This window comes from Micromonospora echinaurantiaca (genome assembly GCF_900090235.1).
Lineage (GTDB): Bacteria > Actinomycetota > Actinomycetes > Mycobacteriales > Micromonosporaceae > Micromonospora > Micromonospora echinaurantiaca.
Genome location: NZ_LT607750.1, coordinates 4,499,952 through 4,515,616, shown reverse-complemented (window position 1 = coordinate 4,515,616; position 15,665 = coordinate 4,499,952). Strand labels below are relative to the sequence as shown.

Genomic DNA, 15,665 nt, shown 5'->3' with positions numbered 1-15,665 from the left:
GCCGGCACGAGCGCGTCAGCCCTGCCCGCCGCGTACCGCCGAGGTGTCCACCACCTGCTCCACCGGCAGCCGCGGGGTGTGCGGCGGCCCGGCGTGCGCCGGGTCCGCGATCCCCAGGCGCAGCACGATGTACGGGTGGCCGAGCCCGGCCAGCAGCCGGCGCAGCGTCTGCCGGGTGCGCTCCACCTCCACCACCCCGCTCAGCGGCACCACCGATACGCCCTGCCGGGTGGCGGTCAGCCACGCCGCGGAGAGCGCCTCGCCGGCGTGCAGCCAGCTGTCCCGCTCGTCCTCGTCGCCGTAGAGCAGCGCGTACACCGCCGCCCGGTCGTGGCCCGGGCCGATCGGCAGGCTGCCGGGGCGGCCGAAGTCCCGGCCCGGCACGGTGGTCTGCGGCGGCTGCTCGGGCAGCACCTCCGGGGGCAGCCCGGTGCCGGTGCCGGCCCGGCTGGTCCAGTAGTCCAGCTCCTCGCGCAGCTGCGGGTCCTCCGCCTCCACCGTGGCGGCGTGCCCGGCCGCGGCGGCCAGCTCCATCACCTGGTCCTGGTCGAGGATCTGCAACCGGCAACCCTCGGCGGCGACCGCCGAGCTGATCTGCCCTAGTGCGGCGGTGGACACCGGCTCGTCGCTGACCGGACGCCGGTCGGTGTGTCGCACCTGCATGCACTGCACCATGTGCATCGCGTCCGGGTCGGCGCCGGTGCGGGAGAAGCCGGTCAGCCGGGCCAGCAGCTGGGCGTCGTCCGGGTTGGGCAGCCGCTCCACCATCGCCGTCCAGCCCTCGGCGGCCAGCGCCAGCCGGGCGTGGTGCAGCGCCGTGCCGCAGCTGATCGCCAGCAGCCGCCCGTCCGGGTCGGTCGCGGTGAGCCGGCGGTCGGGGACCGCGTGCAGCTCCAGCGCGTCGGGCAGCACCCGCCACCGCCACGGTTGGGTGTTGTGCACCGACGGGGCGTGACCGGCCATGGCGGCCGCCTCCGCGAGCGCGGTGGTCAGCGGCCGGTCGCTCGCCGGCGTCTCGTGGCTCATCGTCACGACCTTTCGTCTCTCCCCATCGTGCCGCACGCTGGTGGCGTCGCGGGCGGGGTTGCCGCTCCCATCCTGCGACATCCGCCGGACCGCCGCACGGTCCCCAGGTCCCGCCGTCGCCGGGTCCTTGGGCCCGCCCCGCCCGGCCCGCACGCCCCGCCCGGTCCGCCCGGCCCGCACGCCCCGCCCGGTCCGCCCGGTCCGCCCGTCCGGCCCCGGTCCGCCCCGGCGCGGGCGCCGCGACCCGGCGGGACGAACCGCCCGCCGTCCGCCGCCGGAACTGGGACGATCCGCAGGGTGGGGGCCGAGCCGACGGAGTGCGTACCGGAGCATCCGGTGCGGCGGGCCGCGGCGCGCTGGGCGACGTGGGCGCCGCTGGTCGGCTCGACCGCCGTGGTGCTGGTCGGGGCCGGGTTCTGGCTGGCCGGCCGGCGGGACGCGGCGAACCTGATCTGGGCCGCGCTGACCCTGGTCGCCCTGCTGCCGGCGGCCTGGTCGGTGCTGCGCGACCTGTGGCGCCGACGGTTCGGCGTGGACGTGATCGCCGTGCTGGCGCTGGCCGGCGCGCTCGGCGTCGGCGAGTACCTCGCCGGCGCGGTGATCGCGGTGATGCTGGTCACCGGCCGGTCGCTGGAGGCGTACGCCCAGCGGCGGGCGACCCGCGACCTGCGCGCGCTGCTCGCCCGTGCCCCGCGCACCGCCCGGCGGCGCACCGCGGACGGCGGGATCGAGGTGGTGCCGGTCGACCGGATCGCGGCGGGGGACCGGCTGCTGGTCGGCCCCGGCGACGTGGTCGGTGTCGACGGCGTGCTGGAGGCCGCCGCCACCCTGGACGAGTCGGTGGTCACCGGAGAGTCCCAGCTGGTCCAGCGGGCGGCCGGGGAGGCGGTGGCCAGCGGCGTGGTCAACGCCGGGGCCGGCTTCGGGCTGCGCGCGACGACCAGCGCGGCCGGCAGCACGTACGCCGGGATCGTCCGGCTGGCCGAGGAGGCGACCGCCCGCAAGGCGCCGATGGTCCGCCTCGCCGACCGGTACGCGGCGGCCTTCGTCCCGTTCACCCTCGCGCTGGCCGGCCTGGGCTGGCTGCTCTCCGGTGAGCTGGCCCGGGCGGTGGCGGTGCTGGTGGTGGCGACCCCCTGCCCGCTGCTGCTGGCCACGCCGATCGCGATCGTCTCCGGGCTGTCCCGGACCGCGCGGCGCGGCGTGCTGGTCCGCGACGGCGGTTCGCTCGAACTGCTCGGCCGGGCCCGCACCCTGCTCGTCGACAAGACCGGCACGCTCACCGCCGGGCGGCCGCGAGCCGCGGAGACGGTCGCCGGCCCCGGCGTCGACCGGGACGAGGTGCTGCGGCTGGCCGCCTCCGTCGAGCAGCTGTCGCCGCACGTGCTGGCCACCGCACTGGTCGGCCAGGCCCGGGCGCGTGGCCTGCCGCTGACAGAGCCGACCGAGGTGACCGAGGAGCCCGGTCGCGGCGTCACCGGCCGGGTCGACGGGCGCCTGGTCCGGGTCGGCCAGTTCGGCGGCGAGCTGCCCGACTGGGCCGAGCGGGCCCGGCAGCGGGCCGAACTGGCCGGCAGCTCGGTGGTCTGGGTCGGTGACGAGGCAGGCGCGCTCGGCGCGGTGCTGCTGGAGGATCCGGTACGCCCCGACGCCCGGCGCACCGTACGCCGGCTGCGCGCGGCCGGCCTGCGCCGGATCGTGATGGTCACCGGCGACCGGCCGGGCACCGCCGAGCAGGTCGCCCAGCTGGTCGGCGTGGACGACGTGCTGGCCCGGTGCACCCCCCGGGAGAAGGTCGACCGGGTCCGGGCGGAGGCCGGCCGGGCGGTCACCGTGATGGTCGGCGACGGGGTGAACGACGCTCCCGCGCTCGCCGAGGCGCACGTCGGCGTGGCGATGGGAGCCACCGGGGCGACCGCCTCCGCCGACGTCGCCGACGCGGTGCTGACCGTGGACCGGCTGGACCGGCTGGCCGACGCGGTGGAGATCGCCCGGTACGCCCGCCGGATCGCCGTGCAGAGCGCCGCCGTCGGGATGGGGCTGGCGGTGCTCGCCATGCTGGTCGCGGCGGCCGGCCGGCTGCCACCGGTCGCCGGCGCGTTCCTCCAGGAGGGCATCGACGTGCTGGTCATCGTCAACGCGCTGCGCGCCCTCGGCGGCGGACTGCGCCGCCGCGAGGTCGCGCCCGGCACCCGGGACCTGCTCGACCGGTTCGCCGGCGAGAACGCCGCGATGCGGGACGTGCTGGCCGGGCTGCGGGACACCGCCGACCTGGTCGCCACCCGCCCGGACTCGCCGGAGTGCCTGCCCGCGCTGCGCGCCGCGCACCGCCGGCTCACCGACGAGGTGCTGCCGCACGCGGCCGCCGAGGAGCGGCAGCTCTATCCCGCGCTGGCCGGTCCGCTGGGCAGCGCGGAGGCGACCTCCACGATGAGCCGGGCGCACGTGGAGATCCGGCGGCAGGTGGACCGGATCGGCGCGCACCTGGCCGGCGCCGACGACGGTCGGCTCCGGGCCGACCAGGTGACCGACCTGCTCGCCACGCTCTACGGGCTGGAGGCCGTGCTCCGGCTGCACCTGGCGCAGGAAGAGGAGGACTACTTCTCGCTCGCCCCGCCCGCCGACGCCGGTCACTGAGCCGCCCGCGCCGGCGGTGCGACCGGCGCCGGGGGCGGGGTGTTGTCCCCGCCCCCGGGTGGTCAGCGCTCGCGGACCACCGCGACCGGGCAGTGGGCGTGCTGGATGAGCTGCTGGCTGACCGAACCGAGCAGCATCCCGCGCAGCCCGCCGCGACCGCGGCTGCCGACCACCACCAGCTGAGCGTTGCGGCTGGCCTCGACCAGCAGGGCGGCAGGCGCGGCGGACGCCACCTCGATGGTCACCTCGACGTCGGGGAAGGCGGGCCGCCAACGGGCCAGCGCCTCCTCCAACTCGGCCCGGTCGGTGGCCACCGCCTCCCGTTCCTCCGGGCCGGACGGGGACCGCTGGCCGGCGGGCGGGTGCGCGGCCCGCAGCACGCGCAGCGGCACCCGCCGGGCCGCCGCCTGCTCGACCGCGAAACCGAGCGCCACCAGCGAGAACTCCGAGCCGTCCACGCCGACCGCGATGTGCCCGGCCCGCCGGCCGGGTTCACCGCGGACCACCACCACCGGGCAGTGCGCGTGGCCGGCGACGGCCACCGCGGTCGACCCGGCGAGCAACCCGGTGAAGCCGCCGTGCCCGCGGCTGCCGAGCACCAGCAGGCCGGCACTCGCCGACCGTTCCTCCAGCACCAGCGCGGGTGGCCCGTCGAACACCTCGCCGTGCACGGTCACGCCCGGGCTCGTCGCGGCGGCGTCCGCCGTCGCCTTGCGCACCAGGTCCTCGACCTGCCGCCGGGCCGTCTCGTCCGGCCAGACGCCGGGGGCGATGCCGGGGCCGAGCCAGCCGGCCACGGTGAGCCACTCGTAGACGTACGCCAGCCGGACCGGGCGGCCGCTGCGGCCGGCCTCGTCCAACGCCCACTCCAGCGCCCGCGCGGCCTCGGTGGAGCCGTCGTAGCCGACCAGGATCTCGGCGCCGCTCATCGGGTCCACCCGCCGTCCGCCTCGCCCGGGCCAGCGTGCGCGACCACCGCCCGCGCGCTCACTGCCCGCCCCGCAGGCTCGGCTCGGTCTCCCGGATCCAGCGCCACTCCGCCACCCGCGGGTCGTCCTCGCCGTAGCGGCGGGTGTAGTCCCGGCAGGACTGGCGGGCGTCGACCATCTCCTGACGCAGGTGCGCGGCCCGCGCGGCCAGCCCCGGCACCCGGTCGATGACGTCGATGACCAGGTGGAACCGGTCGAGGTCGTTGAGCATCACCATGTCGAACGGCGTGGTCGTGGTGCCCTCCTCCTTGTAGCCGCGCACGTGCAGGTTGTCGTGGTTGGTACGCCGGTAGGTGAGCCGGTGGATCAGCCACGGGTAGCCGTGGTACGCGAAGATCACCGGCCGGCTCTGCGTGAAGATCGTGTCGAACTCCTTGTCGGACAGGCCGTGCGGGTGCTCCGAGGGTGGCTGGAGCCGCATCAGGTCCACCACGTTGACCACCCGTACCTTCAGCTCCGGCAGGTGCCGGTGCAGCAGGTCCGCGGCGGCGAGGGTCTCCAGCGTCGGCACGTCCCCGGCGCAGGCGAGCACCACGTCCGGCTCGCTGCCCTGGTCGTTGCTGGCCCAGTCCCAGATGCCGATGCCGCGCCGGGCGTGCTGGATCGCCTCGTCCATCGACAGCCAGTTCGGGGCGGGCTGCTTGCCGGCAACCACCACGTTGATGTAGTGCCGGCTGCGCAGGCAGTGGTCCATGGTGGAGAGCAGGGTGTTCCCGTCCGGCGGCAGGTAGACCCGCACCACCTCGGCCTTCTTGTTCATCACGTGGTCGATGAAGCCCGGGTCCTGGTGCGAGAAGCCGTTGTGGTCCTGCCGCCACACGTGGCTGGAGAGCAGGTAGTTCAGCGAGGCCACCGGCTGCCGCCAGGGGATGCCCCGGGTCACCTTCAGCCACTTGGCGTGCTGGTTGACCATCGAGTCGACGATGTGGATGAACGCCTCGTAGCTGGTGAAGATGCCGTGCCGGCCGGTCAGCAGGTAGCCCTCCAGCCAGCCCTGGCACAGGTGCTCGGAGAGCACCTCCATCACCCGGCCGTCGGGGGAGAGGTGGTCGTCCCCCGGCGCCGTGCCGGCCACCCAGGCCCGGTCGGTGACCTCGAACGCGGCACCGAGCCGGTTCGAGGTGACCTCGTCCGGGCCGAAGAGCCGGAACGTCTCCGGGTTGGCGGCGATCACGTCCCGGATCCACGGCCCCAGCGCGCCGGTGGCCCCGGCGACCGTCCCGCCCGGCCGGGGCACGTCCACGGCGTAGTCGCGGAAGTCCGGCAGGTTCAGCTCGCGCAGCACCACCCCGCCGTTGGTGACCGGGTTGGCGCTCATCCGCCGGTCGCCCTTCGGCGGCAGGTCGGCCAGCTCGGCGACCGGGGCGCCGGTGGCGTCGAAGAGCTCCTCCGGCCGGTAGCTGCGCAGCCAGCGCTCCAGCCCGGCCAGGTGGTCCGGGTTCTTGCGCACCTCGGACAGCGGCACCTGGTGCGAGCGGTAGGTGCCCTCCACCTGCTTGCCGTCCACGTCCCGCGGGCCGGTCCAGCCCTTCGGCGTACGCAGGATGATCATCGGCCAGCGGGGGCGCTCGACGGTGCCGCCGGAGCGGGCGGCGCGCTGGATCGCGGCGATCTCGTCCAGCGCCCGGTCCAGGGTGGCGGCGAGCGCCTGGTGCACCCGCGCCGGCTCGTCACCGGCCACCACGTACGGCTCGTACCCGAAGCCGCGCATCATCTCCAGCAGGTCGTCGGCGGGGATCCGGTCCAGCACCGTGGGATTGGCGATCTTGTAGCCGTTCAGATGCAGGATGGGCAGCACCGCGCCGTCGCGGGCCGGGTTGAGGAAGACGTTGGAGAGCCAACTGCCGGCCAGCGGGCCGGTCTCCGCCTCGCCGTCGCCGATCACGCAGGCCACCAGCAGGTCCGGGTGGTCGAACGCGGCGCCGTAGGCGTGACTCAGCGCGTACCCCAGCTCGCCGCCCTCGTGGATCGAACCCGGCACCTCCGCGGCCACGTGGCTGGGGATGCCGCCGGGGAAGGAGAACTGGCGGAACAGCCGCGCCATGCCCGCCTCGTCGCGGCCGGTGCCGTGGTACTTCTCGCTCCAGGTGCCCTCCAGCCAGGTGTTCGCCACGATCGCCGGCCCGCCGTGACCGGGCCCGGTGATGAACATGGCCGACAGGTCACGGTTGACGATCACCCGGTTCAAATGGGCGTAGAGCAGGTTCAACCCCGGCGACGTGCCCCAGTGGCCCAGCAGCCGCGGCTTGACGTGCTCCGGCGTCAACGGTTCGCGCAGCAGCGGATTGTCCAGCAGGTAGATCTGCCCCACGGTGAGGTAGTTCGCCGCCCGCCAGTAGGCGTCCAGCCGGCGCAGCTCGTCTTCGGTCAGGGGGCCGTGCAGGTCGAGAGCGGTGTCCATACTGCCTGAGCCTCTCGCGGGTAGGGGAATCCTGCATCTTCACGGCGCGGATCCATCCGGGCCGATCCCAGCTTCGCCGACCGTGCCGGTACGGCTCAGGGCCGTTGGTCCCGCGCCGGCCGGGCGCTACGCCCCGTCCATCGGAATTCCGGTCAGCCCCCGGATCACGATCACCGGCGCCGGTGAGTGGTAGAGCATCGACTGGCTCACCGCGCCGAGCATGCCCCGGGCCGGCTCGTCGCCCCGAGCCGCGACGATGGCCAGCTGGGCCGAGCGCGACTGGTCGACCAGGACGGTGCCCGGGTCGCCGCGGATCGCGTGGCACTCGACCGGCACGTCGGGGTGGCGGTGCGCGTACCGGGCCACCATCGCTTCCAGCTGGTCGGTCGTGTCCTCGGTGGTCTCGTCCGGCTCGACCACCCGTACCGCCAGCAGGCGGGCTCCCCGCCGCGCGGCGCAGTCGAACGCCCACTCCAGGGCGGCCCGCGAGCTGGCGGTGCCGTCCACGCCGACCAGCACCGGCCCCTGTGGTGGCGGCTCCCGGCGGGCCACCAGCACGGGGCAGCTGGCCCGCGCGGCCAACTGCACGGCCGGCGCGTCGGCCGGTACGCAGTCGGCGCAGGCCGCCATGCCACCGTCGCCCACCACCAGCAGGAACGCCGAGTCCGAGCGGCGGGCCAGCACGCCCACCGCCGGCCCCTCCGCGATCTCCTCCTGCACCGGCAGATCCGGCGCGACCTCGGCGGCGATCCGGCGGGCCTCGGCGAGCAGCTCCTCGGCGCGGGCGCGGGGCTCGGCCACCGACGGCGCCTCGAACGCGGCGGTCCAGTTGAATGCGTGCAGCAGATGCAGTTGCCGCTCGTGCGCGGCGGCCTCCTGCGCGGCCAGCTGAACCGCCGGGTAGTTGCGTTCCGAGCCGACGCCGACCAGCACCGCTGCGTCGGCGGCTGCGGCCATCCGGCATCACCTCCGCAGGCGTCGCGCCCGGCACGACTGGCTCCCATCCGAGGTTAGTCCCGACCGTACGGGCTCGGGGCGGTATCGCCGGCTCTGGGCCGGCTCCGATGCCCGGGGGTTCGCTCGCGCCAATGGTGTGGCCCGCCGGTGACGGGCCTTCAGCGATCGGAGCTTGATGTTTGCGTCGGGGTTCGCTTGCGGTGGGTGGGTGGTTGCGGTTGGGTGTGGTCCGCCGTGACGGGCGCTTGATCCCTGCGTCAGGGGTTCGCTTGCGGTGGGTGGGTGGTTGCGGTTGGGGTGTGGCCCGCCGTGACCGGCTCCGGGCGGTCAGGCTTGATCCCTGCGCCGGTCACGGCGGGCCACACCTCGCCGTGGTCCAACTCCGTCGGCCGCCGACGGCGACTGGATGCACGTCTGGGCCGGCGGTGCGGTCACGGTGGGCCGACGTTGTCGTGGTCCGGCTCCGCTCGTGCGGTCACGGTGGCCCCACCGTTGTCGTGGTCCGGGTCCGTTCGTGGCGCTGGCGCTGGCGCCGGTTCGCTCGACCCGTCCGGCGCGGCTGGCGGCGGCTGGTCGGGTCGGGTGTGTCGTCGGGGCTGGGCATGTTGTCCGGGAGGTTGATACCTGTGAGTCATCAATATGCCCCTGAGGTATCACGCTCGTTCCTCAATGACCCACCCCGGCTCGGATCCGCCGGGCTGCTTCTTCCCGGTGCTTGACCCAGCCTCGCCAGGGTCTGCCTGGCTGCGTCTTCCCGGTGGTGAGGCAACCCCACGTCCACGTGGCATCCGGACTTTCCGCGCATCCGGGGCCTTGAGCGTGCGGGCCCGCCGTGGGCGTGTGGGCCCTGTCGTCGTTTCGCCGATGTGGCGGTGTCGACCCGTGCGGGATGGCCCCATATCGGCGACATGGTGTCGATCACGCCGTCCGGCCCGTCGGCCGGGCTGGTGGTTCGACCGGTGAGTGGGGTGTTTGTCGGGTTTGTGGGTGTGATCGGCGGCATCCGGGTGGTGGAATCGGGGCCGGGTCGGGGGCGTTACATCATGCGGACGATCGAGCAAGGGCACGCCGCCGGCCCGGCCGGCCGCGAGGCCCGTGGGCCCGGTGGAATGGTGGCGGGTGGCCGGTCGTTACATCTCCCGGCGATCGCAGCAACGGTCCCGCCGGCAAGAGCCGGGTGAGGGTCGTGGCCGCGGAATGATGGGGTGCTGGCGGTCGTTACATCCCCCGGCGATCGCAGCAACACCCCGCCCGGCAAGAGCCGGGTGAGGGTTCTGGCCCCGGAATGATGGTGGGCTGGCGGTCGTTACACACAGTCCGGCACCGCGCAGGGCACCCCCGCCCAGCTGGTCTGCCGGGCATCTGGCACCAGGGCATCCCCCGCCCGGCGAGAGTGCCGAGCAGTTCTTTCCCCAAGTCTTCTGAGCGCCTGATGGTGCTTGCGCCCCGACGGCCCGTCCCCCCGGGCTGGTGGCGTCATCCCCGAAGGAGCTTTGTGATGAACACGATCATGCGTAAGAGCGTTCTGGGTATTGCTGGTCTGGCTTTCGCCGGTGGCATCTTCGCTGGCCCCGGCACGAACGCCGAGGCCGCGCCGGTCGAGTCGGTGAAGCCGGTCGCCGTGACCGTGCAGGCTGACAAGCCGGGTGTCGACAAGGCGAAGCTGATTCCGCATGGTGTGCAGGGTGAGCAGTCGCGCATCGAGCTCGACGGTGAGCAGGTGGAGAACGTGAAGGCGATCATCGCGGCGACGAAGAAGTCCGACATGGACGAGCGGGCCGCGGTGGTGGCGATCGCGACCGCGCTGCAGGAGTCGAAGCTGGAGAACCTGGGTCACCTGGGTGACCGGAATGACCATGACTCGCAGGGTCTGTTCCAGCAGCGCCCGTCGAGCGGTTGGGGCACGGTGGAGCAGATCACCGACCCCGAGTACTCGACCACGGCGTTCCTGAAGGGCCTCAAGCAGGTCGACGGCTGGCAGGACATGCCGCTGACCAAGGCCGCGCAGACGGTGCAGGTGTCGGCCTACCCGTTCCACTACGCCCAGTGGGAGCAGCAGGCCGCCGACCTCGTCGCCGAGCACTGGAACAACTGACCCAACCCAACACGCAGCACTGACTTTCCGCATAGGGGGACTGCTGGCCGACACCCACACCGGGTGTCGGCCAGCAGCACATCCACCGACCGCAGGGCCGGCACCCACCCCGGGTGCCGGCCCTGCGGCGTATCCGGACCTGGGCCGGGTGGGCTGGCTGTCGATCGGGTCAGCGGGCTGAGGCGTGGACGCGGATGACGGCGGCCGTGGCGTTGTCGTCGCCGCCGGCGGCCAGCGTGGCGTCCAGCAGCGCGCGGACGGCGTCGGCCGGTTGGTGGGTCGACAGCAGTTCCCGCAGCCGGTGGTAGTCGACCTGGTCGCTGACCCCGTCGGTGCAGAGCAGCCAGGTGTCACCGGGGCGCGGCGTGACGGCGAGCAGGTCCGCCTCGGGTCCGTCGGGGTGGCCGGCGTACCGGGTGAGCTGGTAGCGGGCCCGGGCGGCGGCGGGGGAGTCGGCCGGGTACCAGCCGTGCACGACGCCGAGCCAGGCCACCGTGTGGTCCACGGTGATCAGTTCCAGCAGACCATCGCTGAGCCGGTAGGCGCGCGAGTCGCCGAGCTGGGCCAGCCAGCCCTGGCCGCCGTCCGGCTCCACCAGCAGGGCGGTGAGCGTACAGCCGGTCAGCTCGGGCCGGCCGGCGCCGGCGGCGCGTACGGCTGCCTGCGCCTGGGCAACCGCGGCGCGCAACGGGCCGGGGCCGGCGGCCGGCCACGCGGCCCGGACCTGTTCGACCAGCGTGCCGATCGCGGCGGCGCCGGCCCGCCGGCTGCCCTCGCCGTCGCCCATCCCGTCGGCCACCGCCGCGAACGACAGCGCCGGGTCGACGTGCAGCACGTCGTAGTTCGCGCGGTAGCGGTTGCCGATGACGCTGCCTCCGGCGCAGTCCAGGGTGAGCCCGCCGGCCGACCAGCGGTGCGTCCGGAGGGGACCGACGGAGTCACCGGCCACGGCGCTCACCGGCGCGAGGGGGACACGGCGGGTGTGACACGGGGCGGACCGTAGCACCGGGCGACCAACCTTGGGTGTCAACGAGGGTTGACATCCCCGCCATGTCAACGTAAGTTGACGGCATGAGTCAGGCGACGGAACTCGCGGCGGCCGCGGGCAGCACCGACCCCCGGGTCGGCCTGCGCGCCGTCCGCGCGCTGCGCCGGCTGCTCGAGCGGCTCGAGGTGGTCCAGGTGGACAACGCCCGTCGACAGGGCTGGTCCTGGCAGGAGATCGCCGACGCGCTCGAGGTCAGCCGGCAGGCGGTCCACAAGAAGCACGCCGGTCGACCGGCGGTCGGACAATCCTGGGAGGCGTGATGTTCGAGCGGTTCACCGACCGCGCCCGCACGGTGGTGCGGCAGGCCCGCGAGGAGGCCCGGAGCGAGGGGCAGCGGCCGGTCGGCACCGAGCACCTGCTCCTCGCGCTGCTCGCCGACGGCGACAGCCTCGCCGCGCGGGTGCTCGCCGAGGCCGGCGTCCGCGGCGACGACCTGCGGGAGCGGATCCGCCGGCACGTCGCACACGGCGGCACCGGCCTCGCCGAAGCCGACGCCGCGGCGCTGCGGGAGATCGGCATCGACCTGGCCGCCATCGTGGCCCGGATCGAGGAGTCGTTCGGTCCGGACGCGCTCCGCGAGGCGCCGCCGGCGCCGCGCCGCTGGTGGCGCCGGCGGTACGCGGGCGGCCCGTTCTCGCCCCGGTCCAAGAAGGTGCTGGAGCTGTCCCTGCGCGAGGCGGTCCGGCTGCGGCACAACCACATCGGCACCGAGCACATCCTGCTCGGGCTGCTGCGGGAGGGGCGCGGGCTGGCCGCGCTGGTGCTCACCGAGGCCGGGCTCGACCTCGACGACCTGCGCCGCCGGGTGGAGGTCGCGCTGCGCACCGCTGCCTGAACCGGCGGGCAGCCGGGCCGCGTTTCCAAACCTGTCTGTGGCACTGTCAACGGGCGGTCCGCGTGGGCTCGCTGAACGCTCCGAGGTGCTGCACACTGGCGCCGTGGATGCTGGACAGGAGAGCCGACCGGCGGCGGGCGCCGGCGGGCCGCGCTCCGCCGTGGTGGTCAACCCGGTCAAGGTGGCCGACCTCGACGAGCTGCGCGGCACCGTCACCGACGCGCTCGCCGCCGCCGGCTGGCCGGAGCCGCTGTGGTACGAGACCACCGTCGAGGACCCGGGCCGGGGCCAGACCGAGCAGGCCGTCGAGGCCGGCGTCGAAGTGGTCTTCGCCTGCGGTGGCGATGGCACCGTGATGTCCTGCGTCCGCGGGCTGGTCGGCACCGACGTCGCGCTGGCGGTGCTGCCCCAGGGCACCGGCAACCTGCTCGCCGCCAACCTCGGCCTCTCCACCGACCTCGCCGCCGGCATCGAGGTCGCCGTCGAGCGCGGACGGCGGCTGCTCGACGTCGGCGCCGTCGAGGACCACTACTTCACCGTGATGGCGGGGATGGGCTTCGACGCCCAGATGCTCGCCGCGACCAGCGAGACGACCAAGGCGCGGATCGGCTGGCCGGCGTACGTGGTCGGGGCCGTCCGGCACCTGCGGGACCGGCCGATGCGGGTCTCCATCCGCCTCGACGACCAGCAGCCGCTGCGCCGGCGGGCCCGGTCGGTGCTGGTCGCCAACGTCGGCCGGCTCCAGGGCGGGCTGACCCTGCTGACCGAGGCCGAGCCGGACGACGGCTACCTCGACGTCGCGGTGCTCACCCCGCGTACCCTGCGACACTGGCTCGCGCTCGGCTGGGCCGTGCTGCGCCGCCAGGACCGGGTGCCGCGGATGGAGGTCTTCCGCTGCCGGCGGGTGGAGATCACCAGCAACCGGGCCCAGCCCCGGGAACTCGACGGCGACCTGATCGCGCCCGGCCGCACGCTGAAGGCCGAGATCCGCCGCCGGGCGCTCTGGCTGTGCGTACCGCAGCCGGAGCGGGCGCGCGACCTGACGGTGGACGTCGACGCCGCGGCCGAGCGGGGCGAGCAGTTGATCGAGGAGGCCCGCCGTGAGTAGCACCCGGATGGTGCCGGAAACCCGGCTGATGGCCGACGAGGAACTCTCCGCCGACGACGCCTGGCACACCCTGCGCCGGGAGGGCGGCTGGCACCTGCTGCGGGACGCCTTCATCCGGTTCCGCTACGGCGACGGGTTCAGCCACTCGCGCGCCTTCGCGCTGCAACTCTGCCTCGCCGTGGTGCCGTTCATGATCGCGTTGACCGGGCTGATCAGCGAACTCGGCGTGGAGGAGGGCGGGGAGGTCGTCGCGGACACCGTCCTGGCGCTCACCCCCGGCGCCAGCGAGCCGATGGTGGCCGAACTGCTCGGCGAGCGGGAGAGCACCGAACGCGCCGGTGAGCTGGCGCTCAGCCTCGGTCTGCTGACCGGGCTGGTGGCCCTCACCAGCACCATGGCCCAGATCGAGCGGGGCGCCAACCGGATCTACGGCGTGGAGCGGGACCGCCCGGCGCTCTGGAAGTACCTGCGCGCCGCGGTCCTCGCGCTGGCCGCCGGCGTGCCGGCGCTCACCGGCTTCCTGATCCTGGTCGGCGGCGGCCCGATGGGCGACTCCGTGCAGCGGCACTACGAGTGGGGCGAGGCCGTCCACGGCCTCTGGGACGTGATCCGCTGGCCGCTCAGCCTCGGACTGACCGTGCTGGCCGTGGCCGTTCTGTTCCGGCACGCCCCCCGGCGCAAGCAGCCGGGGCTGTCCTGGCTGATCTTCGGCGCCGCCATCGCCACCGCGCTGTGGTGGCTGGCCAGCCTGTTGCTCGCCGCCTACGTGGCGTTCAGCGACGGGTTCGGCCAGACCTACGGCGCGCTCACCGGGATGATGGCCCTGCTGCTCTGGGCCAACCTCACCGGGATGGCGCTCTTCGGCGGGCTGGCCTTCGCCGCCCAGCTGGAGGCGGTACGCATCGGCGTGCAGGAACCGGCCCAGCCCGACCTGTGGGAGCCCGAGGCCGAGCGGGACGAGGTCTTCGACACCGGCGAGATGACCTCGCTCTAGCGGTGCCCCGCCGGGCCGGTGTACGGGAATCGTCGATCGGGTACAAGCGGCACGCCGAAGGCGAAAGGGAGGCTGCCGTGACCACGGTCCGAGAGGCGTTGCGACGACCCCTGGGTCACTTCACCGAACGCACCCTCGCCGGCCTGGCGCTGGTGCTCGGGGCCGGGGTCGGCTTCGGGATCCTGCTGGTCCTGGTCCGGGTGCGGTGGACCCCGCTGTACGACGTCGACCACGGCGTGGCCGCCTGGCTCAACGACCTGGTCGCCCCGCACGGGCCGCTGGTCACCGTGCTCAACGCGCTCACCGACCTCGGTGGCCGGGCGGTCATCATCTGGCTGGTGTCGGTCGCCGTGATCGGCCTGCTGATCCGCCGGCAGGGCCGGCTCGCGGTCTTCCTGATCGTCACCGGCCTCGGCGCACTCATCCTCGACCCGGCGCTGAAGACGCTGGTCGACCGGCTGCGCCCCGAGGTGGAGGTGCCGATCGGCAGCTACGCCGGGGACAGCTTCCCGAGCGGGCACGCGCTCGGCTCGATGGTGGCCTACGGGGCGCTGCTGCTGGTCTTCCTGCCGGCCATGTCGCGCCGCTGGCGCAAGCCCGCGATCGCCCTGGTCGCCGCCGTGGTGGTGCTCATCGGGCTGACCCGGATCGCGCTCGGCGTGCACTTCGTCTCCGACGTGCTCGGTGCCTGGCTGCTCGGCGCCGCCTGGCTCGGCGTCACCGCGTACGCCTTCCGGCTGTGGCGGCTGGAGCGCGGCCGGCCGGTGCCACCGATCACCGAGGGGTTGGAGCCCGAGGCCGCGCACGACGTGGCGCCCGCCCCCGACGAGGCACATCTGCTTCCGCACCCGCGGGCCGCCGTGTTCGAGCTGATCGTCGGCTGGGTGCTGGTGCTCGGCGCGCTCTACGGCTTCGGCATGTTCGTCAGCTACCACGCCGGCGGGACCTTCTTCGCCACCCTCGACACCGACGTGCCGCAGTGGTTCGCCGAGCACCGCACCCGGGCCCGGGACGACGTCAGCTGGTGGTGGAGCAAGGCCGGCGACACCCACGCCATCCTGCTCATCTCGCTGGTCTTCTGCCCGCTGGTGCTGGCCGTGTGGCGGCGCTGGCGGCCGGTGCTCTTCGTGGCGCTGACCATGTTCGGCGAGCTGAGCCTCTTCCTCGCCGCGGCCGCCGCGGTGGACCGGCCGCGCCCGCCGGTGGGGAACCTGGACGGGCCGATGCCCACCTCGTCCTTCCCGTCCGGGCACATCGCGGCCACGCTCTGCGTCTGGATCGCGATCACCCTGATCGTCTTCCCGCGTACCGACCGCTGGTGGCGGTGGATCTTCGTGGCGCTGGCGGTGGTCATGCCGGTCGGCGTGGCGGTCTCCCGGATGTACCGGGGCATGCACCACCCGACCGACTTCATGGGCGCGATCCTGCTCACCACACTCTGGATCGGGCTGCTGTACTGGGTCGTCCGACCCAACGAGGACCTGCGCGAGGGCAACCGGCCGAGCATCGAGTCCGAGGACGTCCGCAGCCTCGACGACGAGCTGGCCAAGGCCGCCCGGGTGGAGTGAGCGGCCC

At 74.3% G+C, this 15,665-nt stretch carries 12 protein-coding genes; 7 read left to right on the top strand and 5 right to left on the bottom strand.

All coding sequences use genetic code 11. From position 1 onward, the window contains the following. Positions 1-15: 15 nt before the first annotated feature. Positions 16-1,026, bottom strand: a complete 1,011-nt coding sequence (locus GA0070609_RS20205) for an Acg family FMN-binding oxidoreductase (RefSeq protein ID WP_088995226.1) — start codon at positions 1,024-1,026, stop codon at positions 16-18. 297 nt (positions 1,027-1,323) lie between these two features. On the opposite strand from GA0070609_RS20205, the gene GA0070609_RS20200 reads away from it, so the two are divergent. Then, positions 1,324-3,663 (top strand): heavy metal translocating P-type ATPase, encoded by a 2,340-nt coding sequence (locus GA0070609_RS20200; protein ID WP_088995225.1) that lies wholly within the window; start codon positions 1,324-1,326, stop codon positions 3,661-3,663. Between the two features lie 62 nt (positions 3,664-3,725). On the opposite strand, the gene GA0070609_RS20195 is transcribed toward GA0070609_RS20200, so the two are convergent. The 3 genes from GA0070609_RS20195 to GA0070609_RS20185 all read right to left on the bottom strand — a co-directional run bounded on the left by GA0070609_RS20195 (position 3,726) and on the right by GA0070609_RS20185 (position 8,010). Beyond that, positions 3,726-4,592, bottom strand: a complete 867-nt coding sequence (locus GA0070609_RS20195) for a universal stress protein (RefSeq protein ID WP_088997859.1) — start codon at positions 4,590-4,592, stop codon at positions 3,726-3,728. Between the two features lie 58 nt (positions 4,593-4,650). Continuing rightward, the gene (locus GA0070609_RS20190; RefSeq protein ID WP_088995224.1) at positions 4,651-7,053 is read right to left on the bottom strand and encodes a phosphoketolase family protein; all 2,403 of its coding nucleotides are present in this window, start codon (positions 7,051-7,053) and stop codon (positions 4,651-4,653) included. Between the two features lie 126 nt (positions 7,054-7,179). Next, positions 7,180-8,010 carry a universal stress protein gene (locus tag GA0070609_RS20185; protein WP_088995223.1) on the bottom strand — a complete coding sequence of 277 codons (831 nt, stop codon included), beginning with the start codon at positions 8,008-8,010 and terminating at the stop codon, positions 7,180-7,182. A 1,498-nt stretch (positions 8,011-9,508) separates the two neighbouring features. On the opposite strand from GA0070609_RS20185, the gene GA0070609_RS20180 reads away from it, so the two are divergent. Continuing rightward, the gene (locus GA0070609_RS20180; RefSeq protein ID WP_088995222.1) at positions 9,509-10,105 is read left to right on the top strand and encodes a hypothetical protein; all 597 of its coding nucleotides are present in this window, start codon (positions 9,509-9,511) and stop codon (positions 10,103-10,105) included. 169 nt (positions 10,106-10,274) lie between these two features. Here the strand turns inward: GA0070609_RS20180 and GA0070609_RS20175 are convergent, their stop codons facing one another. Beyond that, entirely contained in the window at positions 10,275-11,063 is a 789-nt protein-coding gene (locus GA0070609_RS20175) for a PP2C family protein-serine/threonine phosphatase (RefSeq protein WP_197700173.1), read from the bottom strand. 113 nt (positions 11,064-11,176) lie between these two features. Between GA0070609_RS20175 and GA0070609_RS20170 the strand changes: the two genes are divergently transcribed. The 5 genes from GA0070609_RS20170 to GA0070609_RS20150 all read left to right on the top strand — a co-directional run bounded on the left by GA0070609_RS20170 (position 11,177) and on the right by GA0070609_RS20150 (position 15,658). Further along, positions 11,177-11,413: an HTH domain-containing protein gene (locus GA0070609_RS20170; RefSeq protein ID WP_088995221.1), complete on the top strand. Its 237-nt coding sequence runs from the start codon at positions 11,177-11,179 to the stop codon at positions 11,411-11,413. Next, the gene (locus GA0070609_RS20165) at positions 11,413-11,988 is read left to right on the top strand and encodes a Clp protease N-terminal domain-containing protein (RefSeq protein ID WP_088995220.1); all 576 of its coding nucleotides are present in this window, start codon (positions 11,413-11,415) and stop codon (positions 11,986-11,988) included. Before GA0070609_RS20170 ends, GA0070609_RS20165 begins: the two co-directional genes overlap by 1 nt. Positions 11,989-12,091: 103 nt before the next feature. Then, the gene (locus tag GA0070609_RS20160; protein ID WP_088997857.1) at positions 12,092-13,096 is read left to right on the top strand and encodes a diacylglycerol/lipid kinase family protein; all 1,005 of its coding nucleotides are present in this window, start codon (positions 12,092-12,094) and stop codon (positions 13,094-13,096) included. After that, positions 13,089-14,090: a YihY/virulence factor BrkB family protein gene (locus tag GA0070609_RS20155; RefSeq protein WP_088995219.1), complete on the top strand. Its 1,002-nt coding sequence runs from the start codon at positions 13,089-13,091 to the stop codon at positions 14,088-14,090. The genes GA0070609_RS20160 and GA0070609_RS20155 overlap by 8 nt, the downstream gene beginning before the upstream one ends. A 77-nt stretch (positions 14,091-14,167) precedes the next feature. Further along, positions 14,168-15,658, top strand: a complete 1,491-nt coding sequence (locus GA0070609_RS20150; protein ID WP_088995218.1) for a phosphatase PAP2 family protein — start codon at positions 14,168-14,170, stop codon at positions 15,656-15,658. The last annotated feature ends 7 nt before the right edge of the window (positions 15,659-15,665 follow it).

What these genes read in the sequence shown, in the direction of transcription:
- GA0070609_RS20205 (WP_088995226.1), bottom strand. Translation starts at nt 1,026, where the DNA reads ATGAGCCACGAGACGCCGGCGAGCGACCGGCCGCTGACCACCGCGCTC.
- GA0070609_RS20195 (WP_088997859.1), bottom strand. Translation starts at nt 4,592, where the DNA reads ATGAGCGGCGCCGAGATCCTGGTCGGCTACGACGGCTCCACCGAGGCC.
- GA0070609_RS20190 (WP_088995224.1), bottom strand. Translation starts at nt 7,053, where the DNA reads ATGGACACCGCTCTCGACCTGCACGGCCCCCTGACCGAAGACGAGCTG.
- GA0070609_RS20185 (WP_088995223.1), bottom strand. Translation starts at nt 8,010, where the DNA reads ATGGCCGCAGCCGCCGACGCAGCGGTGCTGGTCGGCGTCGGCTCGGAA.
- GA0070609_RS20180 (WP_088995222.1), top strand. Translation starts at nt 9,509, where the DNA reads ATGAACACGATCATGCGTAAGAGCGTTCTGGGTATTGCTGGTCTGGCT.
- GA0070609_RS20170 (WP_088995221.1), top strand. Translation starts at nt 11,177, where the DNA reads ATGAGTCAGGCGACGGAACTCGCGGCGGCCGCGGGCAGCACCGACCCC.
- GA0070609_RS20165 (WP_088995220.1), top strand. Translation starts at nt 11,413, where the DNA reads ATGTTCGAGCGGTTCACCGACCGCGCCCGCACGGTGGTGCGGCAGGCC.